Consider the following 16,785-nt stretch of genomic DNA (forward strand, 5'->3'; position numbering starts at 1 on the left):
TCCACGGTGAGTGGAGATGAATTTCCGTGAGCGAGGGAAAAGCGATGGGAACGAGGGCACAGGCACGGTTCGTCCGTGTTACGCCCCGAAAGGCCCGCCGGGTGGTGGACCTTATTCGCGGGTTGCCCGCTGACGAGGCACAGGCGGTGCTCCGGTTCGCGCCCCAGTCGGCGAGCGAGCCCGTTGGCAAGGTGCTGGCTAGCGCCATCGCCAACGCCGAGCACAACGACAAGCTGGACCGCGGGACGCTGGTGGTCGAAGGCGCGTGGGTGGACGAGGGTCCGACCCTGAAGCGCATTCGTCCGCGAGGCTTCGGCCGCGCCTTCCGGGTGACCAAGCGCACGAGCCACATCACCGTGGTCGTCGCTGAGCGCTCGGGCGCCTCGTCCAAGACGAAGGAAAGGACCCGATAGTGGGGCAGAAGGTAAACCCGCACGGGTTCCGCCTCGGAGTCACCACCGACTTCAAGAGCCGTTGGTACGCCGACAAGTCCTACAAGGACTACGTCAAGGAAGACGTCGCGATCCGTCGGATGCTGACCCGCGGCATGGAGCGCGCGGGCATCTCCAAGGTGGAGATCGAGCGCACCCGTGACCGCGTCCGCGTCGACGTCTACACCGCCCGGCCGGGCATCGTCATCGGCCGCCGCGGCGTGGAGGCCGACCGCATCCGGACCGACCTGGAGAAGCTGACCGGCAAGCAGGTCCAGCTGAACGTCTTCGAGGTCAAGAACCCCGAGATCGACGCGCAGCTCGTCGCCCAGGGCGTCGCCGAGCAGCTGAGCAGCCGCGTGGCCTTCCGCCGCGCGATGCGCAAGGCCATGCAGACCGCCATGAAGAGCGGTGCCAAGGGCATCCGCATCCAGTGCGGTGGCCGTCTGGGCGGGGCCGAGATGTCGCGTTCGGAGTTCTACCGCGAGGGCCGTGTGCCCCTGCACACCCTGCGCGCCGACATCGACTACGGCTTCTTCGAGGCGCGTACGACCTTCGGCCGCATCGGTGTGAAGGTCTGGATCTACAAGGGTGACGCGCCCGCCACCCGCGCCGAGCGCGAGGCGGCCCAGGCCGCGCAGCGCTCCGCCGGCGGCGGTGGCGGTGGCGGCGGTCAGCGCCGCGAGCGCCCCCAGCGTCGTCGTCGCGGCGGTGCCGGTGGCGGCCAGCCGCAGAACGCCGAGGCCAAGGCCCCGGCCGAGTCCGCGAAGTCCGAGGGGAGCTGACCAGTGCTTATTCCTCGTAAGGTCAAGTACCGCAAGCAGCACCACCCGGATCTGCGCGGCAAGGCCAAGGGCGGCACGACGGTCACCTTCGGTGAGTTCGGCATCCAGGCCCTGGAGTCGGCCTACGTGACGAACCGTCAGATCGAGTCCGCTCGTATCGCCATGACGCGTCACATCAAGCGTGGCGGCAAGGTGTGGATCAACATCTTCCCGGACCGCCCGCTGACCAAGAAGCCCGCCGAGGTCCGCATGGGTTCCGGTAAGGGTTCCCCGGAGTGGTGGGTCGCGCCGGTCAAGCCCGGTCGCGTGATGTTCGAGCTGTCGGGCGTGCCCGAGGCCATCGCCAAGGAGGCGATGCGCCGTGCGATGCACAAGCTCCCGATGAAGTGCAAGTTCGTTACGCGGGAGGGGGAGTGATGGCCAAGTCCGTGACTGCCCATGAGCTCCGTGACCAGTCCGTCGAGGACCTGGTCGCCAAGCTCAAGGAAGCCAAGGAAGAGCTGTTCAACCTCCGCTTCCAGGCCGCCACCGGCCAGCTCGACAACCACAGCCGACTGCGTACCGTCAAGCGCGAGATCGCCCGGATCTACACGATCCTGCGTGAGCACGAGCTGGGTATCGCCCCGCTGTCTGGTGAGTCGGCGCAGGAGAAGGAAGCAGCCGAATGAGTGAGAACCAGACCGCGACCCGCAACTACCGCAAGGTGCGCGAGGGCTACGTCGTCAGCGACAAGATGGACAAGACCGTCGTCGTCGAGGTCGAGGACCGCATCACGCACGCCAGGTACGGCAAGGTCATCCGTCGCACGTCCAAGTACAAGGCGCACGACGAGGCGAACTCCTGTGGCGTGGGCGACCTGGTCCGACTGATGGAGACCAGGCCGCTCTCCGCGACCAAGCGCTGGCGCGTCGTGGAGATCCTGGAGAAGGCTAAGTAACCCCAGCCTGTCGGCGGCCGGCACCCGTGCCGGCCGCCGATCCCGGGGGTGAGACCACCTAGCCGTGCGGCAGTGGACCGCACGCATCACATCAGGAGCAGACGTGATTCAGCAGGAGTCGCGACTCAAGGTCGCCGACAACACGGGTGCCAAGGAGATCCTTACCATCCGTGTTCTCGGTGGCTCGGGTCGGCGCTACGCCGGGATCGGCGACACCATCGTCGCCACGGTGAAGGACGCCCTGCCTGGCGCTGGAGTCAAGAAGGGCGACGTCGTCAAGGCCGTTGTCGTGCGCACCGTCAAGGAGCGCCGCCGGCCCGACGGCTCCTACATCCGCTTCGATGAGAACGCTGCCGTGCTCATCAAGGACGGTGGGGACCCGCGAGGCACCCGCATCTTCGGCCCGGTCGGCCGCGAGCTGCGTGACAAGAAGTACATGCGCATCATTTCGCTGGCGCCGGAGGTGCTCTAAGCGATGAAGATCAAATCTGGCGACGAGGTCATCGTTCTCGCCGGCAAGAACCGGGGTGCCACCGGCAAGGTCGTCAAGGCCCTGCCGAAGGAAGACCGTGTCGTTGTCGAGGGCGTCAACCTGGTCAAGAAGCACAGGAAGGCCAACCCGGCGGGCGGCCAGCAGGGCGAGGTCGTCACCAAGGAGGCCCCGATCCACGTGAGCAACGTCGCGCTCGTGGAGGACGGCAAGGCCACCCGGGTCGGCTACCGCTTCGAGGAAGACGGAACCAAGGTTCGCGTCTCCCGCCGCACCGGTAAGGACATCTGATGACGGTTACCAACGACATCACCGCCCCTCCGATGCCGCGGCTCAAGGAGAAGTACCGCAACGAGATCGTTGCCGCCCTCAAGGAGGAGCACGGCATCGGCAACATCATGCAGGTCCCCGGTCTCACGAAGATCGTGGTCAACATGGGTGTTGGCGAGGCGGCTCGTGACGCGAAGCTGATCCAGGGCGCGGTCGCCGACCTGTCGGCGATCACCGGCCAGAAGCCGCGGATCAACCGGGCCAAGAACTCCATCGCGCAGTTCAAGCTGCGCGAGGGTCAGCCGATCGGCGCCAGCGTCACGCTGCGCGGCGACCGGATGTGGGAGTTCCTCGACCGGCTGCTCTCCCTGGCCCTGCCCCGTATCCGGGACTTCCGTGGCCTGTCCCCGAAGCAGTTCGACGGGAACGGCAACTACACCTTCGGGCTGACCGAGCAGGTCATGTTCCACGAGGTGGACCCGGACAAGGTCGACCGGCAGCGTGGGATGGACATCACGGTCGTCACCACCGCCACGACCGACGAACAGGGCCGCAGCCTGCTCAAGCGGCTCGGTTTCCCGTTCAAGGAAGCCTGAGGGGTAAGCACACATGGCCAAGAAGTCCCTGATCGCTAAGTCGCAGCGGAAGCCGAAGTTCGGCGTTCGCGCGTATACTCGATGCTCGCGGTGCGGCCGCCCGCGCGCCGTCTTCCGGAAGTTCGGCCTGTGCCGTATCTGCTTCCGTGAGATGGCCCACCGGGGCGAGCTGCCCGGTATCACCAAGTCGAGCTGGTAGTTTCCGGCGGGGCCGACCGTTCGCCCACCCCTGGGCGCACGGAGTCGGCCCCCCGAAGCGCCACCCTCGGCGCGCACAGCGTCCGTGACCGCACGACGCGGCACGGTCCGGCAACATCCAACCACCAGGGCACGGCAGTCCCGAAGGGGACCGCGGTGCCCACGACCACGCCGTAGGTCCGTTTGTGCACCTTCGCGGGAGTACCCGCGCAAGGGCAGGCTCTGGGAAAGCCCGCACTCGGAAACCGCGGTGAGGAAGGGCCAGTCGGCCATGACGATGACCGACCCGATCGCAGACATGCTCACGCGTCTGCGCAACGCGAATTCGGCTTACCACGACACCGTGGCGATGCCGTATTCCAAGATCAAGGCGCACATCGCCGAGATCCTCCAGCAGGAGGGCTTCATTCAGGGCTGGCGGACCGAGGAGGCCCCCGTGGGCCAGAACCTCGTCCTGGACCTGAAGTACGGCCCCACCAGGGAGCGTTCCATCGCGGGCATCCGCCGGGTCTCCAAGCCCGGTCTGCGGGTGTACGCCAAGAAGGAGAACCTGCCGCGGGTGCTGGGTGGCCTCGGCGTGGCGATCATTTCGACGTCCGGCGGCCTGATGACCGAAAAGCAGGCCAAGAAGCGTGGCGTGGGCGGCGAAGTCCTCGCCTACGTCTGGTAACAGGGAGAGATTGAAGCATGTCGCGAATCGGTCGACTGCCGCTCTCGGTCCCCAAGGGCGTCGAAGTCACGATTAACGGGCAGGACGTCACCGTCAAGGGTCCGAAGGGCGAGCTGAAGCACACCGTCGCCGAGCCGATCACCGTGTCCCTGGAGGACGGGGTCTTCACGGTGGCGCGTCCGGACGACAAGCCGGAGAACCGCTCGCTGCACGGTCTGACCCGTGCGCTCATCGCCAACCTCGTCGAGGGCGTGGCCAAGGGCTACACCAAGACGCTGGAGATCCACGGCGTGGGTTACCGCGTCCAGGCCCGCGGCTCCAACCTGGAGTTCTCGCTGGGCTACAGCCACCCCGTCGTGGTCGAGCCCCCCGAGGGCATCAGCTTCCGCGTGGAGAAGCCGACCATCCTCCACGTCGAGGGCATCGACAAGCAGCTGGTGGGCCAGGTCGCCGCGAACATCCGCGGTCTGCGCAAGCCTGACCCGTACAAGGCCAAGGGCGTGCGGTACCAGGGTGAGCACATCCGCCGCAAGGCCGGAAAGGCTGGTAAGTAGGCATGGGTAGCACCGTGAGCCGCAAGCGGACCACCAAGCGCGCCACCTCCCGTGCGCGCCGCCAGTTCCGCGTCCGCAAGAAGGTCGTGGGTACCGCCGAGCGTCCGCGCCTGGCCGTGTTCCGCTCCTCCAAGCACATCGTCGCGCAGGTCATCGACGACACCAGGGGCCACACCCTGGCCGCCGCCTCCAGCGTCGAGGCCGACCTGCGCGTTGACGAGGGCACCAAGTCCGACAAGTCCGTCAAGGTCGGTCAGCTCATCGCCGAGCGCGCCAAGGCCGCCGGTGTCTCCTCGGTCGTCTTCGACCGCGGCGGCAACCAGTACGCCGGTCGTATCGCCAAGCTCGCCGACGCGGCGCGCGAGGGCGGGCTGGAGTTCTAGCGATGACCTCTGCAACGGCCAAGATCAACCACGAGAAGAGGAACCACTGATGGCTGCAGCACCGCGGCGCGGCGCCGGTGGCGAGCGGCGTGATCGCCGTGACGATCGCCGCGGCGGCGCCGCAGACAAGGGTGTCTCCTACATCGAGAAGGTCGTGACCATCAACAGGGTCGCGAAGGTCGTCAAGGGCGGCCGTCGCTTCTCCTTCACCGCCCTGGTCGTCGTCGGCGACGGCAACGGCATGGTCGGTGTCGGTTACGGCAAGGCCAAGGAGGTCCCGGCCGCGATCGCCAAGGGTGTCGAGGAGGCGAAGAAGAACTTCTTCCGCGTCCCCCGCATCCAGGGCACGATCGTGCACCGGGTCCAGGGCGAGGACGCGGCCGGCGTCGTCCTGCTCCGTCCGGCCGCCCCGGGTACCGGCGTCATCGCCGGTGGCCCCGTGCGCGCCGTGCTGGAGTGCGCCGGCATCCACGACGTGCTGAGCAAGTCGCTCGGCTCGTCCAACCCGCTCAACATCGTGCACGCCACCGTGGCGGCTCTGAAGGGCATCAACCAGCCCGAGGAGATCGCCGCCCGCCGTGGCCTGCCGATCGAGGACGTCGCCCCGGCTGCCATGCTGCGTGCTCGCGCTGAGGCGAAGGCAGGAGCCTGACCATGGCCAAGCTCAAGATCACGCAGACCCGCTCCAAGATCGGCGGCAAGGTGAAGCAGCACGCTGCTCTCCAGACGCTGGGTCTGGGCCGGATCGGCAAGTCCACCGTCCGTGAGGACCGCCCTGAGGTTCGCGGGCAGATCACGATCGTCGCGCACCTCGTCTCTGTCGAGGAGGTTGCCGAATGAGCGACTACAACCCCGACGAGCTGCTCAAGCTGCACCACCTGCGTCCCGCCCCGGGCTCCAACAAGGCCAAGATCCGCAAGGGTCGCGGCGAGGCGTCCAAGGGCAAGACCGCCGGTCGCGGCACCAAGGGCACGAAGGCTCGTAACACCGTCCGTCCCGGCTTCGAGGGCGGGCAGATGCCCCTCATCCGCCGGGTGCCCAAGCTCAAGGGCTTCAGCAACGCCCGGTTCAAGACGACCTACCAGGTCGTCAACCTGGACCGGCTGAGCGAGCTCTACCCCGAGGGTGGCGAGGTCACCGTCGAGAGCCTGGTCGCCAAGGGCGCGGTTCGCAAGAACCAGCTCGTCAAGGTGCTGGGCACGGGTGAGATCTCCGTCGCCGTGCAGGTGAGCGCGCACGCGTTCTCCTCCTCGGCGAAGGAGAAGATCTCCGCCGCCGGTGGCTCCACCACCGAGCTGTAGGGGTCTTCCCCGCGATGAAGCGACTGGGGGCGTCCGCCCGGCAGGTCTAGGACCGGCTGGCGGGCGCCCCCACGCGTTGTGAGCGGTGATCGTTATGACTCACGAACTCAACTGCGGAGTGATCACTGTTACAGTGCCATCTGTTTGAGTTCACCGCTTGACGTACTGTGAATACTTCCGAGCAACGGGCGACCGCCCGGAGCTGACGTTCTACGACGATTCAGGATCGGCCGCGATGTCTGGAACCCGTTCCGCCGCCGAAGCTGCGCAGGAGGAGACGTGCTAGGTGCGTTCGTTCGTGCATTCCGCACGCCCGACCTGCGCAACAAGCTGCTGTTCACACTGTTCATCCTGACGATCTTCCGTCTGGGCTCGGTGATCCCGGCGCCGGGTATCAACTCCGCGGCGATCAGGGACCAGATGGAGGCGATCACCTCCTCGGACCAGTCCGGTGTGTACGCGCTCGTCAACCTGTTCAGCGGCGGTGCCCTGCTGCAACTGGCGGTGTTCGCGCTCGGGGTCATGCCGTACATCACCGCGAGCATCATCATCAACCTGCTCACGGTGGTGATCCCCCGTCTGGAGGCCCTCAAGAAGGAGGGCCAGTCCGGGCAGAGCAAGATCACCCAGTACACCCGCTACCTGACGCTCATGCTCGGTGTCCTCCAGGCCACCAGCATCGTCGCCATGGCCCGGACGGGCGCCCTGTTCCAGGGGGCCATCCCGGTCAGCTCCTACATGCCCAACCAGGACATCCTGACCCTCGTGACCATCGTGTTCACGATGACCGCCGGTACCGCCATCATCATGTGGTTCGGCGAGCTCATCACCGAGCGCGGCGTGGGAAACGGCATGTCGCTGCTGATCTTCACCCAGGTCATCGCGATGTTCCCCTCCTCCATGGTCGCGCTGTTCCAGGAGCGCTCGATCTGGGTCTTCTCCCTCATCTGCGTCGCCGGCCTGGTGCTCATCACCGCGGTGGTCTTCATGGAGCAGGCCCAGCGCCGCATCCCGGTGCAGTACGCCAAGCGCATGGTCGGCCGCCGCATGTACGGCGGCAGCTCGACCTACATCCCGCTGAAGGTGAACCAGGCGGGCATCATCCCCGTGATCTTCGCCTCCTCGCTGCTGTACCTGCCGCAGCTGCTCGTCGGCCTCATGGGACAGGACTCCACGCATCCCGTGGCGACCTTCGTGCAGGACTACTTCCTCACCGGCACCCACCCCGTGTACATGGCGACGTTCTTCGTCATGATCATCGGCTTCGCGTTCTTCTACGTGGCGATTACCTTCAACCCCGCTGAGGTCGCCGACAACATGAAGAAGTACGGTGGGTTCATCCCGGGTATCCGACCGGGGCGTCCGACCGCCGAGTACCTCGACTACGTGCTGACGAGGCTGACGACCCCCGGATCCCTCTACCTGGGTGTGATCGCTCTCCTGCCGATGGTCGCACTCGGCGCCACCGGCGCCAGCGCGAACTTCCCCTTCGGAGGGACGAGCATCCTGATCATGGTCGGCGTCGGGCTGGACACGGTGAAGCAGATCGAGAGTCACCTCCAGCAGAGGAACTACGAAGGTTTTCTGCGATAAATGCGAGCAGTATTGGTGGGGCCGCCTGGGGCCGGCAAGGGCACCCAGGCCCAGATCCTCGCGTCCGAACTGTCGATCCCCAAGGTGTCCACGGGTGACATCTTCCGGGCCAACGTCAGCGGCAAGACGGACCTCGGAAAGAAGGCCAAGGAGTACATGGACCGCGGTGACCTCGTCCCCGACGAGGTCACGAACGCCATGGTCAAGGACCGACTGGCGCAGGAGGACGCCGCCGAGGGGTTCCTGCTCGACGGCTTCCCGCGCAACGTCCCGCAGGCCGAGACGCTCAAGGGCATCCTCGCCGACCTCCACACCACCCTGGACGTCGTCCTGGAGCTGAGGGTCGACGAGGAGGAGGTCGTCAAACGCCTCTCGGGCCGCCGCTCGTGCCCCGAGTGCGGCCAGGTGTACCACGTGGAGTACGACGCCCCGAAGGTCGCGGACAGGTGCGACAACGAGGGCGCCGAGCTCTACCAGCGCGAGGACGACCGCGAGGAGACCATCCGGCACCGCCTGGAGGTCTACCGCGAGCAGACCGCTCCGCTGGTGCAGTTCTACGAGGCCGAGGGCCTGCTGGCCACCATCGCGGCCACCGGGACCGTGGACGAGGTGACGGCCCGTGCCAAGGCCGCCATCGACAGGGTCGGGGCCGGCTCCTGATGTTCCGCAAGACCGATCCGGACGTGCAGATCAAGACTCCGGAGCAGATCGCCATGATGAGGGCGGCGGGCCAGGTCGTGGCCCGCGCCCTGGACACGCTCCGGGCCGCGGTGCGGCCCGGAGCGTCGACCCTGGAGCTGGACTCCCTCGCGGAGAAGGTCATCCGCGACGCGGGCGCCGTCCCCTCCTTCAAGGGCTACCACGGCTTCCCGGGCTCCATCTGCGCCTCGGTGAACGAGGAGGTCGTCCACGGCATCCCCGGCGCGCAGCGGGTGCTGGCCGAGGGCGACATCATCTCCATCGACTGCGGTGCCGTCCTGGAGGGCTGGCACGGCGACTCGGCGATCACCGTCGCGGTCGGCGAGGGCCGCCCCGAGGACCTGCGCATGATGGAGGTCTGCGAGGAGTCCATGTGGCAGGGGATCGCCGAACTGCGTCCGGGCAGGCGCCTGGGTGACATCGGTTACGCGATCGACGGCCACATCTCCCGCAACGGCGGTTACGGCAACGTCCGCGAGTACGGCGGACACGGAATCGGCACCGAGATGCACATGGATCCCCACGTGCTCAACCACGGCAAGCGCGGCAAGGGCATGAGGCTGGTCGAGGGCATGTGCCTGGCGATCGAGCCGATGACCACCCTGGGCCGCCACGACGTGGTGCAGCTCGACGACGGCTGGACCGTGGTGACCCGCGACGGCGGGCGCGCCGCGCACTTCGAGCACACGGTCGCGGTGACCGCGGACGGGCCCGTGGTGCTGACCGCGCGCGAGTCCGATCGGGATAAAATCGCCGACATGGGGTTCGTCCAGCCGACCTGGTAGGGGTCTCCTCCCCGTGCGGAGCGCGGGGGGCCGCTCCCGGGTGAAGATGCGAGGTGCGCGCAGTGTCCGACCCGGTGCCGTCGATACGAACGTCCGACGCGGAACGCGACCGCGTGGCCCAGCTCCTCCAGGAGCACTTCGCCCAGGGGCGGCTGGACCACGAGGAGTTCACCGACCGCCTCGGCCGTGTCTACAAGGCCAGGACCACGGGTGAGCTGGCCACGGTCACCAACGACCTCCCCGAGCGCGACCTCGCCGACATCCGCGGGGCCGTCCCCCGGGACGAGGAGTTCGCGGTGGCCCCCGCGATCAGCATGCGCGACCCGGTGCTGATGGTGCCGTGGGCCCTCTACGCGGGGGTCAACATCCTGTGCTTCGTCATCTGGCTGATCCTGTTCCTCACCACCGACTACGACTACCCGTGGTTCCTGTGGGTCATGGGGCCGTGGGGCATCGTGATGGGCATGGTGACCGTGGGGGTCCTGGCCGGGCAGAAGTACCACTCCGACGGCGACGGGACGCCCCAGCGCTGAGGCCCGTGCCCGCCCGCGTTCCGCTGCGGTAGGGTGCTCCGTCCAGCGGTTAGGAGCACTTGCCGGAAGGGGATAGACTGTCCATGCCCATACGCGGGCTGTTGGGTCAGTCTGCCTTCTTCGCGCCACGTCCTCCAACCGACGTTCGCCTTTTGCAGTTGGCCTGAACTTCCAGTGTCCCTCGGCGTCGGTGACGGCCATCCGCCGTTGCCGGGGCCGTAGCGTCATGCGGGGCCACTGGGGTCGCGTCGGGTTGTCCTGATCAACCAAACGATGAGCGAGGCGTGGAAGGACATGGCCAAGAAAGACGGCGCCATCGAGATCGAGGGTTCCGTTGTCGAGTCCCTACCCAACGCTATGTTCAAGGTAGAGCTCGACAACGGGCACCAGGTCCTTGCCCACATCAGCGGCAAGATGCGGATGAACTACATCCGTATTCTCCCCGACGACCGCGTCGTCGTGGAGCTGAGCCCGTACGACCTCACGCGCGGGCGCATCGTTTACCGCTACAAGTAGCCCCTCACGGGCCTCGCGGCCCGGGAGAGTATGAGTTCGGAGTCACCATGAAGGTCAAGCCGAGCGTGAAGAAGATCTGCGCGAAGTGCCGCGTGATCCGCCGTAACGGCCGGATCATGGTCATTTGCTCGGACCCGCGGCACAAGCAGCGCCAGGGTTAGTCGCCCCCGCTCCGCTCGCCGCGGCTTCACACCGCGATCGGTCCGGCCGGTGCGTCAGCACCGCACCGGGCGCACGACAAAACGAAAACCTGTTCCGACTCCCGCCGCCAGTGCGGCGCGGGAGACACCCCCGGTCGGAGGCCGGGGCCTCGTCGATTGGGCGACGAGAGGGTGGAACGGGCCAGACCTCCGCATAGGGCATTAGGAGTCTCGCCCACATGGCACGTATCGAAGGCGTTGACCTTCCCCGCGACAAGCGGGTGGAGATCGCTCTCACGTACATCTTCGGAATCGGGCGCACCCGCGCTCTGGAGACCCTGAAGAGCACCGGCGTCGACGGCAACACGCGCGTCTACGAGCTGTCCGAGGAAGACCTCGTCAAGCTGCGCGAGTGGATCGGCTCCAACTACCAGGTCGAGGGTGACCTGCGCCGTGAGGTGCAGGGCGACATCCGCCGCAAGATGGAGATCGGTAGCTACCAGGGCATCCGCCACCGCCGTGGGCTCCCGGTCCGCGGTCAGCGCACGCAGACCAACGCGCGCACCCGCAAGGGCAAGAAGAAGACCGTGGCCGGTAAGAAGAAGGCCGGTAAGAAGTAGTCCGCTCGGACTGGACTGTAAACACGCGTCCGGGAACGACAACGGACCGATGATCTCTGGGAGTTTCGCTCATGCCGCCTAAGGGCCGTCAGGGTGCCGCGCGCAAGGTGCGCCGCAAGGAAAAGAAGAACATTGTCCACGGGCACGCTCACATCAAGAGCACGTTCAACAACACGATCGTGAGCATCACCGACCCGACCGGTGCCGTGATCTCGTGGGCCAGCTCCGGCCAGGTGGGCTTCAAGGGTTCGCGCAAGTCGACCCCCTACGCCGCGCAGATGGCCGCCGAGGCCGCTGCCCGCCGCGCCCAGGAGCACGGCGTCCGCAAGGTGGACGTCTTCGTGAAGGGCCCGGGCTCGGGCCGGGAGACCGCCATCCGCTCGCTCCAGGCGACCGGGCTGGAGGTCGGCTCCATCCAGGACGTGACGCCGGTCCCGCACAACGGCTGCCGTCCGCCCAAGCGCCGCCGGGTCTGATCCCGCACCGGCGCCCGCGCACCTACCCGCGCGGGCGCCGCGCCTGGTTCCGCGCGCTCACCTGAGAGGGGCCCGCGCGGACGGGGTAGGAATCCGAGTAGCGGACACCGATGTGGTGTCCGCCGGGTGGCCGTCAAATAGCGGGCGGCCATGTGGAAGGGAAGACACGGACCATGTTGATCGCACAGCGTCCCACGCTCACCGAGGAAGCCTCCTCGGACCTGCGCTCGAAGTTCGTCATCGAGCCGCTGGAGCCGGGCTTCGGCTACACCATCGGCAACTCGCTTCGGCGCACCCTGCTGTCCTCCATCCCCGGCGCGGCTGTCACGAGCATCCGCATCGAGGGCGTCGAGCACGAGTTCACCACCGTGCCCGGTGTCAAGGAGGACGTCACCGAGATGATCCTCAACCTCAAGGGCCTGGTCGTCAGCTCCGAGCACGACGAGCCGGTGCTCATGTACCTGCGCAAGCAGGGCCCCGGTGTGGTGACCGCCGCGGACATCGCTCCGCCGGCCGGTGTCGAGGTGCACAACCCCGACCTGCACATCGCCACGCTCAACGGCAAGGGCAAGCTGGAGATGGAGCTGACGGTCGAGCGCGGCCGCGGTTACGTCTCGGCGACGCAGAACAAGCAGGCCGGACAGGAGATCGGCCGCATCCCGATCGACTCCATCTACTCCCCGGTCCTGCGTGTGACCTACAAGGTCGAGGCCACCCGTGTCGAGCAGCGCACCGACTTCGACCGCCTGATCGTCGACATCGAGACCAAGCCGGCCATCCGTCCCCGGGACGCGGTCGCCAGCGCGGGCAAGACCCTGGTCGAGCTGTTCGGTCTGGCGCGTGAGCTCAACGTCGACGCCGAGGGCATCGACATGGGCCCGTCGCCCACGGACGCCGCCCTGGCGGCGGACCTGGCGCTGCCGATCGAGGACCTCAACCTCACGGTCCGGTCCTACAACTGCCTCAAGCGTGAGGGCATCCACAGCGTCGGTGAGCTGGTTGCCCGCTCCGAGCAGGACCTGTTGGACATCCGCAACTTCGGTGCCAAGTCCATCGACGAGGTCAAGCAGAAGCTCGTCGACATGGGCCTGTCGCTGAAGGACTCCCCGCCCGGATTCGACCCCAGCTCGGCGGCCGACTCCTACAGCTCCGAGGACGACGAGGGCGAGTCCTTCGTCGAGACGGAGCAGTACTAACCGACCTTCGTCGCCCACATGGTCCCCGGCCGAGTGCGGCCGCGGACCGCATCACTAGGAGAACGACACCATGCCCACGCCTACCAAGGGCGCCCGTCTGGGTTCCGGGCCCGCTCACGAGCGGCACATCCTGGCGAACCTCGCCACCTCGCTGTTCCAGCACGGCCGCATCCGCACCACCGAGGCCAAGGCCAAGCGCCTGCGCCCGTACGCGGAGAAGCTGATCACCCTCGGCAAGCGCGGTGACCTGCACGCCCGCCGCCAGGTCCTGACCAAGATCACGGACAAGGCCGTCGTGCACGAGCTCTTCACCGAGATCGGCCCGCGCTACGAGAACCGTCCCGGTGGCTACACCCGGATCACCAAGATCGGTCCGCGCAAGGGCGACAACGCCCCGATGGCCGTGATCGAGCTGGTCGAGGCCCTGAGCGCCCAGACCGCCGCCCCGGCCGCCCAGCCCGCCGCGCAGGAGCCCGAGGCCGAGGAGCCCAAGGCCGACGCGACCGCCGTGGCGGACGAGGCCGGCGACCAGCCGGCGGAGGACACCGCCTCCGACCAGACCGCCGAGGCCGGCGAGACGGCCCAGGCGGAGGGCCCGGCTGACGACAAGTAGCGTGCGGGGCGCGGGGGCGCCGACGCGTCCCGCGCACGCACCGCTCGGCGAGTGCCCGATCCCCGCGGGGGTCGGGCACTCGTCTTTTTCGTGGACGCGGAGGAGTGGCGGGTAATGGACGAGACGACGGTCCGGGTGCGGCTGGACGTGGCCTACGACGGCACGGACTTCTCCGGGTGGGCCGCGCAGCCGGGTCGGCGCACGGTGCAGGGCGAGCTGGAGGCGGCGCTGGCGCGGGTGCTGCGCCTGCCGGAGGTGTCGCTGACGTGCGCGGGGCGCACGGACGCCGGTGTGCACGCGCGGGGGCAGGTGGCGCAGGCCGACATCCCCGCGCGGACGTGGGAGAGCGAGGGTGAGCGCGTGCTCCGGCGCCTGGCCGGAGTGCTGCCCAAGGACGTGCGGGTGCACGCGGCGCGGCTGGCTCCGCCCGGGTTCGACGCCCGTTTCTCGCCGCTGTTCCGGCGGTACCTGTACCGGGTGAGCGACGCGCCCTACGGGGTGGACCCGCTGCTGCGGCGGGACGTGCTGTGGCACCGCGGCCCGCTGGACGTGGACCGGATGAACGCGGCGGCGGAGCGCCTGGTGGGCGAACACGACTTCGCGGCGTTCTGCAAGAAGCGCGAGGGCGCGACGACCATCCGGGAGCTGCTGCGCCTGGAGTGGGCCCGGGTGGACGAGCACCTGCTGCAGGGGACGATCCAGGCGGACGCGTTCTGCCACAACATGGTGCGCGCGCTCGTGGGCGCGCTCCTGGCGGTGGGCGACGGGCGCAGGGACGTGGACTGGCCGGGGAAGGTGCTCGGCGCCGGTACGCGGGACTCGTCGGTGCACGTGGTGGGGCCGCAGGGGCTCAGCCTGGAGGAGGTGCGCTACCCGGCCGACGAGGAGTTGGCCGTGCGCGCCTCGGCGACCCGCCGCGTGCGGGAGCTGCCGTGCCGGGGCCACTCGGCCTGAGGAGGCCGTGGTCCCGGTGCCGCGGGAGCTTCCAGGGCGCGGGCAGCACGAGGCGGCGGGGGCTGGAGCCCCCCTTTACCAGGCTAGAGCCGCTCCGGGTTCCGCGGAGGCGCGGAACCCGGCCTGTGGACGAGCGGAGGGGCGCCGGCCGCCGGAAGCCCCTCGCACCCCTCAGTCGACGTGCGCCGGTCCCGGGTCGGCCCAGTGCCGGTGCAGCAGCGCGATCTGCTCGGGCAGCACCCGCGACACCGACAGTTCGGGGAGGTCGTTTACGTCGAACCATGCTCTGGCGCTGGTCTCGGCGCTGCTGAAGGTATCGGTACCGCCGGAGGCGGGGGCGTGGTCGGCCAGCGGCGCGCACACGAACAGGAGCTTGTAGATGTGGCGGTCGTAGACCGGCAGGTGGGGCCACAGGTGACGGTCGAGGACCCCGGCGAGGTGCACCGCCCGCACGGCCAGCCCCGCTTCCTCGCGGACCTCGCGCTCGATCGCCTGCCTGGGGCTCTCCAGGACGTCGCACCACCCGCCGGGCAGCGTCCAGCGGTGGCCGTCCGAGATCTCGCGGACGAGCAGTACCCGGCCGGAGGGGTCGAAGACGCCGCCGCGCACGTCGAGCTTGGGGGTGGTGTAACCGGCGGCCGAGGCCACTTCGCGCTCGTATCCGGGGAGCTCCCCGGCGGCCACCATCTGCATCAGGTCGCGGGCCAGGGCGCCGACGCGGTGGAACCGCCCGATGTCGAACTCGTTGGAGCTGTACGCCAGCCCCGACTCCGACTGCGCCGTCAGCTCCATCGCCACGCGCCGGATCCGTTCGGCGGGTTCCGTCATCGTCACACCCTCTTCCGGGGCCCGCGGACCGGACCTCCGGGATTCCTGCCCGTCGCGGACGCCGACGGAACCCGCCCGCGGGCACGGAGAAGGGGCACCCGGCCGCCGGGTGCCCCCATCGGTGCCGGCGACCGCTCAGCCGCGGTTCTCACTGAGGCCGGTGTGGGTCTCCTGGAGGAAGCCCTCGCTGACGGCGCGCAGTTCGGTGGCGGACTCGCTCTCGCCGCCCTCCTCGGTGCCGTCGCTGTTGGCCGCCAGGGAGAAGAGCAGGTAACGGCCCCACTGGCCGCTGCTGCCGTGGCCGCCGGAGTGGCCCAGACGCTCGGCGGGGCTGCCCTCCTCGCCGGGCAGACCGGCGAACCACTGCGCGGCCACCAGGTCCTGGGCCTCCATCGCGGTGGTCGCCTCCTCGCCGGTGGGCATGGCTGCCACGCCCACGGTCACCGCGTGGCCCTCGTCCTCGCTGAGGTAGGAGGCGCGCACCATCTGGCGGCACTCGTTGTCGGCGAGCACCTGGCCGTAGTCGCCGTGGGCCCCGGCGGCGCAGTCCTCGGTGTCCTCGACGGCCACGCGGGTGAACGTGCCCTGGCCCTCGACCTCCATGCTCTCGGGGAAGAGGGCCTCCGCGTCGAGCGCGCCCGGGTCGTCGGCCTCGTCGGCGACGGTCGCGGCGTTCGCGCCCCCCGAGCCCATGCTGGTGGCGAGGAAGAACGTCCCGCCGCCCGCGAGGACGAGCAGAGCCGCGAAACCGGCGATCATCATGATCCGGCGCTTGCGGGCGCGCGCGTCCGCGCCGCCGTCACCGTACCGGTCGTCGTCGTAGCCGTCGTAGTCGTCGTAGTCGTCGATCCCCTGGGCGTCGAACTGCGCGGTGTCCACACCGGCGTCGTCGGGGACCTCGTCCCGGAACAGGGGACGGCCCCCGGGCGAGGCGGGGACGGAGCCGGGGACGGGGCTGATGTGCTGCGTGGCGCCCATCGCGTCCGGGGGGAACACGGGCTCCTCCCGGCCGGGCGCCGGGAGCGCGGCGGGGGGCTGGGGCGGGCCCTGGAAGGCCTGCTGGGCGGTCGGAGGCGCCGAACCGGGAGGCATGCCAGGGGGAGGGCCGACGGGTGCTCCGGGGTGGCCGTGAGCGCCGGGACGGCCCGGTGGCACGCCCTGCGCGCCGGGAGGGAACCCCGGAACGGGGCCATGGGGTCCGGGACGCTGGCCGGGGG

28 protein-coding genes are annotated in these 16,785 nt (G+C 68.8%); 26 read left to right on the top strand and 2 right to left on the bottom strand.

The features are described from left to right. Positions 1–44 precede the first annotated feature (44 nt). The 26 genes from rplV (at position 45) to truA (ending at position 14,740) form a co-directional block, all read left to right on the top strand. The gene (gene rplV / locus ABD54_RS14210; RefSeq protein WP_017567302.1) at positions 45–413 is read left to right on the top strand and encodes a 50S ribosomal protein L22; all 369 of its coding nucleotides are present in this window, start codon (positions 45–47) and stop codon (positions 411–413) included. Further along, the gene (gene rpsC, locus ABD54_RS14215) at positions 413–1,216 is read left to right on the top strand and encodes a 30S ribosomal protein S3 (RefSeq protein WP_047869961.1); all 804 of its coding nucleotides are present in this window, start codon (positions 413–415) and stop codon (positions 1,214–1,216) included. Before rplV ends, rpsC begins: the two co-directional genes overlap by 1 nt. A 3-nt stretch (positions 1,217–1,219) precedes the next feature. Next, positions 1,220–1,633 (top strand): 50S ribosomal protein L16, encoded by a 414-nt coding sequence (gene rplP / locus ABD54_RS14220; RefSeq protein WP_013156118.1) that lies wholly within the window; start codon positions 1,220–1,222, stop codon positions 1,631–1,633. Beyond that, on the top strand, positions 1,633–1,884 hold the full coding sequence (gene rpmC / locus ABD54_RS14225) for a 50S ribosomal protein L29 (RefSeq protein WP_013156119.1): 252 nt from the start codon (positions 1,633–1,635) through the stop codon (positions 1,882–1,884). Before rplP ends, rpmC begins: the two co-directional genes overlap by 1 nt. After that, positions 1,881–2,153 (top strand): 30S ribosomal protein S17, encoded by a 273-nt coding sequence (gene rpsQ / locus ABD54_RS14230; protein ID WP_013156120.1) that lies wholly within the window; start codon positions 1,881–1,883, stop codon positions 2,151–2,153. The genes rpmC and rpsQ overlap by 4 nt, the downstream gene beginning before the upstream one ends. A gap of 103 nt (positions 2,154–2,256) precedes the next feature. Continuing rightward, a complete protein-coding gene (gene rplN / locus ABD54_RS14235; RefSeq protein WP_013156121.1) occupies positions 2,257–2,625 on the top strand; it encodes a 50S ribosomal protein L14 in 369 nt (122 codons plus the stop codon). Positions 2,626–2,628: 3 nt separating this feature from the next. Further along, positions 2,629–2,934, top strand: a complete 306-nt coding sequence (gene rplX, locus ABD54_RS14240) for a 50S ribosomal protein L24 (protein WP_013156122.1) — start codon at positions 2,629–2,631, stop codon at positions 2,932–2,934. Further along, positions 2,934–3,509 (top strand): 50S ribosomal protein L5, encoded by a 576-nt coding sequence (gene rplE / locus ABD54_RS14245; RefSeq protein WP_047869962.1) that lies wholly within the window; start codon positions 2,934–2,936, stop codon positions 3,507–3,509. Before rplX ends, rplE begins: the two co-directional genes overlap by 1 nt. A 13-nt stretch (positions 3,510–3,522) precedes the next feature. Beyond that, the gene (locus ABD54_RS14250) at positions 3,523–3,708 is read left to right on the top strand and encodes a type Z 30S ribosomal protein S14 (protein ID WP_013156124.1); all 186 of its coding nucleotides are present in this window, start codon (positions 3,523–3,525) and stop codon (positions 3,706–3,708) included. A gap of 270 nt (positions 3,709–3,978) precedes the next feature. Then, entirely contained in the window at positions 3,979–4,377 is a 399-nt protein-coding gene (gene rpsH / locus ABD54_RS14255; RefSeq protein ID WP_013156125.1) for a 30S ribosomal protein S8, read from the top strand. Positions 4,378–4,394: 17 nt separating this feature from the next. Beyond that, positions 4,395–4,931, top strand: coding sequence for a 50S ribosomal protein L6 (gene rplF, locus ABD54_RS14260; RefSeq protein WP_047869963.1), 537 nt, complete (start codon positions 4,395–4,397; stop codon positions 4,929–4,931). Positions 4,932–4,933: 2 nt separating this feature from the next. Beyond that, entirely contained in the window at positions 4,934–5,314 is a 381-nt protein-coding gene (gene rplR, locus ABD54_RS14265) for a 50S ribosomal protein L18 (RefSeq protein ID WP_047869964.1), read from the top strand. 49 nt (positions 5,315–5,363) lie between these two features. Further along, the gene (gene rpsE, locus ABD54_RS14270) at positions 5,364–5,966 is read left to right on the top strand and encodes a 30S ribosomal protein S5 (protein WP_013156128.1); all 603 of its coding nucleotides are present in this window, start codon (positions 5,364–5,366) and stop codon (positions 5,964–5,966) included. 2 nt (positions 5,967–5,968) lie between these two features. Next, complete coding sequence (rpmD, locus tag ABD54_RS14275) at positions 5,969–6,154, top strand: 50S ribosomal protein L30 (RefSeq protein ID WP_047869965.1); 186 nt, start codon at positions 5,969–5,971, stop codon at positions 6,152–6,154. Then, positions 6,151–6,615 carry a 50S ribosomal protein L15 gene (gene rplO / locus ABD54_RS14280; protein WP_047869966.1) on the top strand — a complete coding sequence of 155 codons (465 nt, stop codon included), beginning with the start codon at positions 6,151–6,153 and terminating at the stop codon, positions 6,613–6,615. The genes rpmD and rplO overlap by 4 nt, the downstream gene beginning before the upstream one ends. A gap of 279 nt (positions 6,616–6,894) precedes the next feature. Beyond that, a complete protein-coding gene (gene secY, locus ABD54_RS14285; RefSeq protein WP_047869967.1) occupies positions 6,895–8,208 on the top strand; it encodes a preprotein translocase subunit SecY in 1,314 nt (437 codons plus the stop codon). Further along, on the top strand, positions 8,209–8,868 hold the full coding sequence (locus ABD54_RS14290; RefSeq protein WP_200904109.1) for an adenylate kinase: 660 nt from the start codon (positions 8,209–8,211) through the stop codon (positions 8,866–8,868). It begins immediately after the preceding gene. Continuing rightward, complete coding sequence (gene map, locus ABD54_RS14295; RefSeq protein ID WP_047869969.1) at positions 8,868–9,692, top strand: type I methionyl aminopeptidase; 825 nt, start codon at positions 8,868–8,870, stop codon at positions 9,690–9,692. The genes ABD54_RS14290 and map overlap by 1 nt, the downstream gene beginning before the upstream one ends. A 62-nt stretch (positions 9,693–9,754) precedes the next feature. Further along, a complete protein-coding gene (locus ABD54_RS14300; protein ID WP_047869970.1) occupies positions 9,755–10,225 on the top strand; it encodes a DUF1707 domain-containing protein in 471 nt (156 codons plus the stop codon). Positions 10,226–10,519: 294 nt separating this feature from the next. Continuing rightward, on the top strand, positions 10,520–10,741 hold the full coding sequence (gene infA / locus ABD54_RS14305; RefSeq protein WP_013156135.1) for a translation initiation factor IF-1: 222 nt from the start codon (positions 10,520–10,522) through the stop codon (positions 10,739–10,741). Between the two features lie 47 nt (positions 10,742–10,788). Continuing rightward, positions 10,789–10,902, top strand: a complete 114-nt coding sequence (gene rpmJ / locus ABD54_RS27290; protein ID WP_013156136.1) for a 50S ribosomal protein L36 — start codon at positions 10,789–10,791, stop codon at positions 10,900–10,902. A 218-nt stretch (positions 10,903–11,120) separates the two neighbouring features. Further along, positions 11,121–11,501 (top strand): 30S ribosomal protein S13, encoded by a 381-nt coding sequence (rpsM, locus tag ABD54_RS14310; protein WP_047869971.1) that lies wholly within the window; start codon positions 11,121–11,123, stop codon positions 11,499–11,501. A gap of 71 nt (positions 11,502–11,572) precedes the next feature. Further along, a complete protein-coding gene (rpsK, locus tag ABD54_RS14315) occupies positions 11,573–11,977 on the top strand; it encodes a 30S ribosomal protein S11 (RefSeq protein WP_013156138.1) in 405 nt (134 codons plus the stop codon). A gap of 173 nt (positions 11,978–12,150) precedes the next feature. Next, the gene (locus tag ABD54_RS14320; protein ID WP_013156139.1) at positions 12,151–13,173 is read left to right on the top strand and encodes a DNA-directed RNA polymerase subunit alpha; all 1,023 of its coding nucleotides are present in this window, start codon (positions 12,151–12,153) and stop codon (positions 13,171–13,173) included. Between the two features lie 70 nt (positions 13,174–13,243). Next, on the top strand, positions 13,244–13,786 hold the full coding sequence (gene rplQ, locus ABD54_RS14325) for a 50S ribosomal protein L17 (RefSeq protein ID WP_047869972.1): 543 nt from the start codon (positions 13,244–13,246) through the stop codon (positions 13,784–13,786). 114 nt (positions 13,787–13,900) lie between these two features. Further along, positions 13,901–14,740 (top strand): tRNA pseudouridine(38-40) synthase TruA, encoded by an 840-nt coding sequence (gene truA, locus ABD54_RS14330; RefSeq protein WP_047869973.1) that lies wholly within the window; start codon positions 13,901–13,903, stop codon positions 14,738–14,740. Between the two features lie 171 nt (positions 14,741–14,911). Here the strand turns inward: truA and ABD54_RS14335 are convergent, their stop codons facing one another. Together ABD54_RS14335 and ABD54_RS14340 are read right to left on the bottom strand one after the other, a co-directional pair. After that, complete coding sequence (locus ABD54_RS14335; RefSeq protein ID WP_047869974.1) at positions 14,912–15,568, bottom strand: NUDIX hydrolase N-terminal domain-containing protein; 657 nt, start codon at positions 15,566–15,568, stop codon at positions 14,912–14,914. Positions 15,569–15,703: 135 nt separating this feature from the next. Beyond that, entirely contained in the window at positions 15,704–16,660 is a 957-nt protein-coding gene (locus tag ABD54_RS14340; RefSeq protein ID WP_047869975.1) for a hypothetical protein, read from the bottom strand. Positions 16,661–16,785: the final 125 nt, after the last annotated feature.

The sequence above is a fragment of the Nocardiopsis sp. RV163 genome, assembly GCF_001029525.1.
GTDB lineage: Bacteria > Actinomycetota > Actinomycetes > Streptosporangiales > Streptosporangiaceae > Nocardiopsis > Nocardiopsis dassonvillei.